Origin of the sequence: Pseudodesulfovibrio karagichevae (assembly GCF_041414475.1) — a bacterium.
Classification (GTDB): domain Bacteria; phylum Desulfobacterota; class Desulfovibrionia; order Desulfovibrionales; family Desulfovibrionaceae; genus Pseudodesulfovibrio; species Pseudodesulfovibrio karagichevae.
This window is the reverse complement of the sequence record NZ_JBGLYH010000106.1, coordinates 1-6,882: the sequence shown is the minus strand read 5'-3', so window position 1 is coordinate 6,882 and position 6,882 is coordinate 1. Positions and strand designations below refer to the sequence as shown.

Here is a 6,882-nt window from a genome sequence, read left to right as displayed (position 1 = left end):
GGAAGCCCTTTTCAAAGGGTTCCCTCTCTCCCCTTCCCCCCTGGCCGCCGGAGGCGCAAAAAAAAACCAAGGCCGGGCAGCGAGTTTCCGTGGCTTGCTGCCCGGCCTTGGCCGGAGAGGGACCTTCGAGAGGTCAGGATGCGGCGGGTCCGACCCGGTCGGGACCGCCGAAAATTATGTGTTAGACGAGCTGGCTGATGCCTATGCTGAGGACCATGGACACGCCGGTCCAGAAGAGGAGTTTGACCAGGCCGAGGGGGCCGTTGGCGGCGCGGCACAGGTCGTTGCTCCACGGTGCGCCCGTGGAATCCTCGGGCTGGAACAGGTAGGCAAGCGCATTCATGTTGGACTTCTTCATCTTTCCCGACCTCCTTGACTGATCCGTTGAACGGGAACCAAACTCAACCTCCTCCTATGCGCAATGTGGTCATATGGTCCAATAACGATGCGTGACGGCTGGTATAAGGAATCGTTATGGCTGTGGCTTAGACCGGATGGCCGAGGAGCAGGCCGAGAAGCACGGCGAGGCAGGCCCAGAGCAGGGTTTTGCCGATCCGCGCGGGGGCGGCGGGGGGCTGACGGTGTTCGGGGGCGGAACTGTCTTCGGGCAGGAATAAATAGCGCCAGTCGAAGGTATCCGGCATGATTCGCCTCCTTTTGGGGGAATATGCCGGACATTCTTGCCCGAAAAACGGCGCCGCGACCAATTGGAAAGACCGGCACCGGACATAAGGAATTGCGATTGCCCCATTCGGGCGGCGCGGGTATGAATAGTCCATGGAACTCTATCAACTGAGAACGTTCGTGGCCGTGGCCGAAGAGGGCAGCATCACCCGAGCGGGCAAGCGTATCCACGCGACCCAGCCCGCGGTGAGCGCACACATCAAGGCCCTGGAGGAGGAGCTGGGCGTCCGGCTGTTCGACCGGGTGCCGCGCGGGGTGGAGCTGACCCAGGCCGGGGCCGAACTGGTGCACGACGCCATCGAGGTCTTGGGCGCGGCGCAGACGCTGTTGGCGCGGGCCGTGATGCTCGGCGGCGAGGTGGCGGGCCAGGTGGCGCTGGGGTTGTGCACGGACCCGGCGTTTCTCAAGGCCACCAGCCTGATCGACCTGATGAGCGAGCGGTTTCCCAAGCTCAACCTCAAGCTGATCCAGTCGCCGTCCGGGGTGATCCTGAGCGAGATCCGGGCGCGCAACCTGGACGCCGGTTTCGTCTTCGCGGGCAATCCGTACCGGGACCTGGAGACCATCAAGCTGGCCGAGCCCGAGTATTCGATCATGGGCGCGGCGAGCGTCCGGGACGAGCTGGCCGATGCCGATGCCGAGGCCCTGTCGGCCTTCACCTGGGTCATGCCCGCCAGCCACAGCCCGTTCCGCGAGTTGCAGCTGGACATCTTCAACCAGTTCGGGATCGTTCCGGCCCGGACCATCGGCGCGGATTCCGAAGAGGTCATCCGGGCCCTGGTGGTGGAGGGCAAGGCGCTGGCCCTGGTGCGCGAGGACGAGGTGGCGGCCATGCTTGACAGCGGGCTGGCGGCCGAGTGCGCGCTGGTCGGGAGGCATCCGGTGGAAGTGAATTTCGTGTACCGCAAGGGCGAGGACGAGCTGCCGTCGCTGGCCGCGATCATCGAACTGGTGCGGCGCACCTGGGAGGGATGATGGAACTCTATCAGCTCAAGACCTTCGTGGCCGTGGCCGAGGAGGGCAACCTGACCAAGGCCGCCGAGCGCATCTACGCCAGCCAGCCCGCGGTGAGCGGGCACATCAAGGCGCTGGAGGAGGAGCTGGGCCTGCCGCTGTTCGTGCGCACTCCGCGCGGCATGCGGTTGACCGAGGTGGGCAAGGGGCTGAAGCTCAAGGCCGACTCCGTGCTCCTGGCCGCCGAGGACATGGCCAACCTGGCCGCCGGATACCGCGAGGAGCTGACCGGCTCGCTGACCATCGCCCTGAACACGGACACCAGTTTTCTGCGCGTGGCCGAGCTGTCGGCGGCCATGGCCGACGCCCATCCCAAGCTGCGGCTCAAGTTTCTGCAGGGCAGTTCCGGCGGCATTCTCCGGGACGTGCGCGACCGCCGTCTGGACGCGGGCTTTTCCTTTTTCGACAACCGCTACGCCGAGGTCGCCCACATCCACCTCAAGGAGATTCCGGTATGCGTGGTGGCCCCGGCGGCCTGGTCGTCCCGCGTGCAGGGGCTGCCCCTGGACGGACTGGCGGCCCTGCCGTGGGTCCGGCCGGACGAGGAGTGCCCGTTCATGAAGGTCCTGGACGGCGTGTTCGAGGGCTCGGGCATCAGCATCACCGACTATATCGAGGCGGACTCCGAGGACGTCATCCGCGAGCTGGTGGCCGCCGGGAAGGGCGTGTCCCTGCTCAAGCTGAGCGACGCGGAAGCCATGGTCCGGGAGGGCACGGCCGTGATCTGCGAGACCGGGCCCATGCTCTCCCTGAACATCAGTTTCGCGTATCCCAAGAGCCGGGAGAACGACCCGATCATCCGGGCCCTGACCGACGTGGTGCGGTCGTTGTGGCCCGAGGCCCGCTGAGTCCTAGCGCACTTCCCAGCACCGTTTGACGTGTTCGATGACCGCGTGCATGACCGGGTCCTCGTCGTGCCGCTTGAGGTAGACGAAGTTCGCCTGGATGGACAGTTCGTCGAAGGATAGGGCGTGCACCGGCTGGCCGATGCGGTTGGCCGCCAGGACCTCGTTCTTCCGCAGGAATGAAACCCCCTTGCCCGCGGCCACGAGCACGCGGATGACCTCGTCGCCGTCCACTTCCAGCTGGTTCGAGGGCTTGATCCCGTGGGACTTGAAGAACGGCTCGATGAGCTGCTGCAGCGGGTTGTCGGACGGGTCCATGATCCACGGCAGGTCGGACAGGCCGGAGAGCCCATGGTCCATGCGGTCCTTCCAGATATCCGGCACGGCCACGAAGAAGCGGGTCTTTTCCAGGGGGATGGCGTTGATCTCCGGGAACCTCGGCTCGCCGAAGATGAACCCGCAGTCGAGCTCGCCGTCGCGGATGGCCCCCTGCACCGAGGTGGAGGCGCGCTGCTGGATCTGCAGGGTGATTCTGGGGTGGTCCTCGCCCAGCGAGGTCAGCAGGGGCACGATGCGCAGGTATTCGGCGTCCGTGTTCAGGCCGAGCGACAGGTCGCCCACCAGTTCGTCGCCCATGTTCCGCGCCTCCAGCTTCAGTTCGCGGGCCGCCTTGAGCACGTTTTCGGCCCGGTGCTTGAGCCGCTCCCCGGCCTCGGTCAGGCGCATGCCCTTGGGCGTGCGGATGAACAGCTTGGTCTCCAGCTCGTCCTCCAGCGCCTTGATGTGCGCGCTGACCGACGGCTGGCTGGTGTGCAGCCGCACCGAGGCGCGGGTCAGGTGGCCTTCCTCGGCCACCACCACGAACGTCTTGAGTTGGTACAGTTCCATGTTCGATCAGCCTCCTTGATGTCCATCATAACCATATCCGATTGAGATCGAAAATGACATCGGAAAAACCGAACAAGTGCATCAAACAAAACAATTGGATTGATTTCGACATGATCCGTAGATGTGCAGATATGGAAAACCGCCCACATGGCGGCAGCAAAGCAAGGAGCAGGATCATGAGCATGGACAACGATACCCGACTGGCCATGATGCATATGCGCAACGAAGCGCATCGCAACGACAACAACCGTCCGCGCCGCAACAACGGCCGCCACATCCGTCAGGCCGCCTCGGCCGTGGCCGCCTTCACGCTGCTGCTGTTCACCAGGGGCTATTAAATTTACAGGGAGCCCTGCGCTCCCCGCGTATAATGCGGGTTGGAGGCGCTCTTGTCCGGGGGATTACCATCCTTTCCCCCTCGGGCAAGAGCCCCTCTTTTTTTGTGCTCCCGAAACCTTGTGGGGGGGAGGGGGGCGGCTGGCAAGCGTCTTGGTGTTTCGGCGGAAATTGTGTAGCTTCTCGGGGATTGTTGATGAACCACAAGGAGCTTGCGCCATGGAACTGGAGCGGTTGCGGGAAGAGACCATCGAGACGTCCAAGGGGCGGAAGGCCGTGTGCGACATGATTCCGGAGGGGGCCTCGCGCATTCTGGAGGTCGGCTGCGGCTGGGGCGGCATACTGCTCCGGTTGCAGCGGGACAAGGGGTGCACCGAGCTGTACGGCGTGGACATGGACCCTGAGGCCGCCCGCAGGCTCAGCCCGTTCATCGACCGCATCGAGCTCCGCGACATCGAGCGCGGAGAGATTTTCTCCCCTGAGTACAAGGGGTTTTTCAAATACATCATCCTGCACGACGTGGTCGAGCACCTGTTCGACCCGTGGCTGACCATGACCCGCATCCGCGAGTTCCTGGCCGAGGACGGCCTGCTCGTCGTGGCCACGCCCAACCTGCATTTCTGGATGGTCCAGCATGAGATCCTGTCCGGCCGGTTCCCCTACGGACCGGGCGTGTGGCACACCGGCCACCTGCGCTGGTATACCCCTGTCAGCCTGCTCAACGTCCTGTCCATCGGCGGGTTCGAGGTCCGCGAGTATTGCCTGGAAATTCCGGGCAACGTGGACATGAAGGCCCTGCACAAGCTGAGCCCGCTCCGTGAGGTCCAGTTCCCGCCGGTCGAGCTCCAGAACAAGTATCCGGACAAGCCGGTGTACACCCTCTCCTACCCGGAGAATGTCCGCCGCTATTATCCCGCCTTCTTCGCCAGCAAACTCATTGCGGTCTGCGGCCGGGGCCGTCTCTTCTGGAAGCCGCAGGCCGCCACCTACAACTGCCCCCTGGTCGAGCAGCTGACCAAGCGGGTCGACAACCCCTACGACGTCTTCAACCCCCCGCCCATGCATCCCATTCAGCCTGGGATTTTTCCTTCGTAAGGGGGCGGCGGCTTGCGATAGCGGGCCATCTGCGCATTTTCCGAGGGCCCGCCTGATCCTCACGTACTGGGGTACGCTGCGGTCAGGCGGACCCTCGAAAAATGCACATCTGACCCACTCTCCCAAGCCTTGTGCGAGCGCGGGGGGAGAGCCGCTGTCGGGTGCTGCGCACCCGAATCGCTCCAGGGAGAAAAAAGGTCCCCGGTTCATTGTTGAACCGGGGACCTTTTTTGTGGGCTACCCCGCGAAGCGGATACAAAAAGTTTGGGAAAATGAGGGGATGGGGTCCGGGGGCAGGGGAGGAAACAACCCTTTTCAAAGGGTTGTTCCTCCCCTGCCCCCGGCTCTTCATGACCGCCGGGCGGTCATGGCGATGTAGGTGGCGATGGTCGCCAGGATGAGAGCGCCGCCCGCGAGGGTGGTGGCGGGGGGTTGTTCGCGGAACAGGAGGAAGACCCAGATGGGGGCGAGGACCGGGCTGATCAGGGCGTAGGTGGCCATCTCGGCGGCCGGGATGTAGCGCGAGGAGACTGCGTTCATGACCCGGCCCGCCGGGGCGGAGAGCAGGCCCATGCAGGCCATGACCAGCCAGGTGCGGGCCGGGATGGCCGAGAGGTCGGCCATGAAGAACATGATCACGGCCAGGAACAGGCCGCCGAAGCCCACGACCAGCATCCGGCTCATGGACTTGAAGTGCCGCCACATGACCCCGTTCGCGGCCAGGCAGGACACGCCCACCAGGGCCAGGGCGTCGCCGTGGACGTTGCCCGACTGGAGCGAGCCGGACACGACCACGGCCATGCCGCAGATCACGCCGCCGATGGCCAGCCAGAGCCTGGCGGTGGTCCGTTCCCCGAGGACCAGCCAGGCGGCGGCCGCCGTCAGCACGGGCCTGCCGCTCAGGATCATCATGGTGTTGGCCACGCTCGTGTGCTTGATGCTGAGCACGAACATGGAGGCGCTGCCCAGGATGATCAGGCCGGATATGACGGCGGGCCAGCCGCTTTCCCGGACCGTGCCGACCAGCCCGCGCGCGTCGGTGGCCTGGATCAGGCTGCCCATGGACAGGGCGGAGAAGAGCCCGAACAGGAACGCGGTCTCATACCCGCCCACGCTCGACAGCCGGACGAAAATCGGGTCGAAGCTGAGCAGGATCCCGCCCAGGATCGCCGCCATCCGCCCCTTTGCCTGGGCGTCTTCCGGGATGAATGTCTTCAGTTGTGCTATGGTCATGGAGGCTCCTTTTAAAATCATACTGATTGGTATGATTTAAAGCCGACCGAGTGGCTTGTCAAGAATATTCATACTGAGTAGTATGTTTTTTAACAAAGGAGGTCCGATCATGACCAAGATGGAAACGAAGCGGGAGCGGAACCGGTCGGCCATCCTGCTGGCGGCGCGGGAGGTTTTCCGTTCCGAGGGGTACATCGGGGCGGGCATGGACGACATCGCCCGGCGGGCCGGGATGACCAAGCAGACGGTGTACCGGTATTTCGACTCCAAGGAGGCGCTGTTCCAGGCCTCGCTGGAGGTCCGGCGGGCGGACGGCGGGAACGGGTTTCTGGACGCCCTGTCCCTGGAGGACACGCGCGAGGCCCTGACTCGATTCGCCGAGGGGTTCCTCAAGGTGCACATGTCCGAGGACCATCTGGCGTCGGTCCGTCTGCTGTTGTCCGAAGGCCCGACCGCCCCGGAGATGACCCGCGCCTATTTCGCGGTGGGTCCCCGGCGGACCGAGGCGTGCCTGGCCGAATTCCTGCGGGAGCGACTAAACCTCGACGATACGGAATACGGGGTCCGGCTCCTGCTGGGCGGCCTGCTCTCCCTGCGTATGCACGTCCTGGTCGGCCTGATCCCCACGCCGACCCAGGCGGAACTCGCCGCCCACGCCCGGCGCATCGTCGACATCTTCCTGCAGCCCAAATCCTGATCCACCCTCAAGCGCCCCCCCGCCGAAGGCGGCCCAAAAAGTTTCGGAGAGTGAGAGGGGATGGGGGGTCCAGGGGGGAAGGGGGAGAGA

At 64.6% G+C, this 6,882-nt stretch carries 9 protein-coding genes; 5 read left to right on the top strand and 4 right to left on the bottom strand.

Annotation, left to right across the window (positions count from 1 at the left end; genetic code table 11):
• Nucleotides 1-181: 181 nt before the first annotated feature.
• Nucleotides 182-358 (bottom strand): hypothetical protein, encoded by a 177-nt coding sequence (locus AB6M95_RS19200; protein WP_371388356.1) that lies wholly within the window; start codon nucleotides 356-358, stop codon nucleotides 182-184.
• A 127-nt stretch (nucleotides 359-485) separates the two neighbouring features.
• Nucleotides 486-644 (bottom strand): hypothetical protein, encoded by a 159-nt coding sequence (locus AB6M95_RS19195; RefSeq protein ID WP_371388355.1) that lies wholly within the window; start codon nucleotides 642-644, stop codon nucleotides 486-488.
• Between the two features lie 133 nt (nucleotides 645-777).
• On the opposite strand from AB6M95_RS19195, the gene AB6M95_RS19190 reads away from it, so the two are divergent.
• On the top strand, nucleotides 778-1,659 hold the full coding sequence (locus AB6M95_RS19190; RefSeq protein ID WP_371388354.1) for a LysR family transcriptional regulator: 882 nt from the start codon (nucleotides 778-780) through the stop codon (nucleotides 1,657-1,659).
• On the top strand, nucleotides 1,659-2,546 hold the full coding sequence (locus AB6M95_RS19185) for a LysR family transcriptional regulator (RefSeq protein ID WP_371388353.1): 888 nt from the start codon (nucleotides 1,659-1,661) through the stop codon (nucleotides 2,544-2,546). The genes AB6M95_RS19190 and AB6M95_RS19185 overlap by 1 nt, the downstream gene beginning before the upstream one ends.
• A gap of 3 nt (nucleotides 2,547-2,549) precedes the next feature.
• Here the strand turns inward: AB6M95_RS19185 and AB6M95_RS19180 are convergent, their stop codons facing one another.
• A complete protein-coding gene (locus tag AB6M95_RS19180) occupies nucleotides 2,550-3,431 on the bottom strand; it encodes a LysR family transcriptional regulator (protein ID WP_371388352.1) in 882 nt (293 codons plus the stop codon).
• A 176-nt stretch (nucleotides 3,432-3,607) separates the two neighbouring features.
• Between AB6M95_RS19180 and AB6M95_RS19175 the strand changes: the two genes are divergently transcribed.
• Nucleotides 3,608-3,769 (top strand): hypothetical protein, encoded by a 162-nt coding sequence (locus AB6M95_RS19175; RefSeq protein ID WP_371388351.1) that lies wholly within the window; start codon nucleotides 3,608-3,610, stop codon nucleotides 3,767-3,769.
• A gap of 217 nt (nucleotides 3,770-3,986) precedes the next feature.
• Nucleotides 3,987-4,862, top strand: coding sequence for a class I SAM-dependent methyltransferase (locus AB6M95_RS19170; RefSeq protein ID WP_371388350.1), 876 nt, complete (start codon nucleotides 3,987-3,989; stop codon nucleotides 4,860-4,862).
• Nucleotides 4,863-5,210: 348 nt separating this feature from the next.
• On the opposite strand, the gene AB6M95_RS19165 is transcribed toward AB6M95_RS19170, so the two are convergent.
• Nucleotides 5,211-6,095 carry a DMT family transporter gene (locus tag AB6M95_RS19165; protein WP_371388349.1) on the bottom strand — a complete coding sequence of 295 codons (885 nt, stop codon included), beginning with the start codon at nucleotides 6,093-6,095 and terminating at the stop codon, nucleotides 5,211-5,213.
• Between the two features lie 109 nt (nucleotides 6,096-6,204).
• Between AB6M95_RS19165 and AB6M95_RS19160 the strand changes: the two genes are divergently transcribed.
• On the top strand, nucleotides 6,205-6,792 hold the full coding sequence (locus tag AB6M95_RS19160) for a TetR/AcrR family transcriptional regulator (protein WP_371388348.1): 588 nt from the start codon (nucleotides 6,205-6,207) through the stop codon (nucleotides 6,790-6,792).
• The last annotated feature ends 90 nt before the right edge of the window (nucleotides 6,793-6,882 follow it).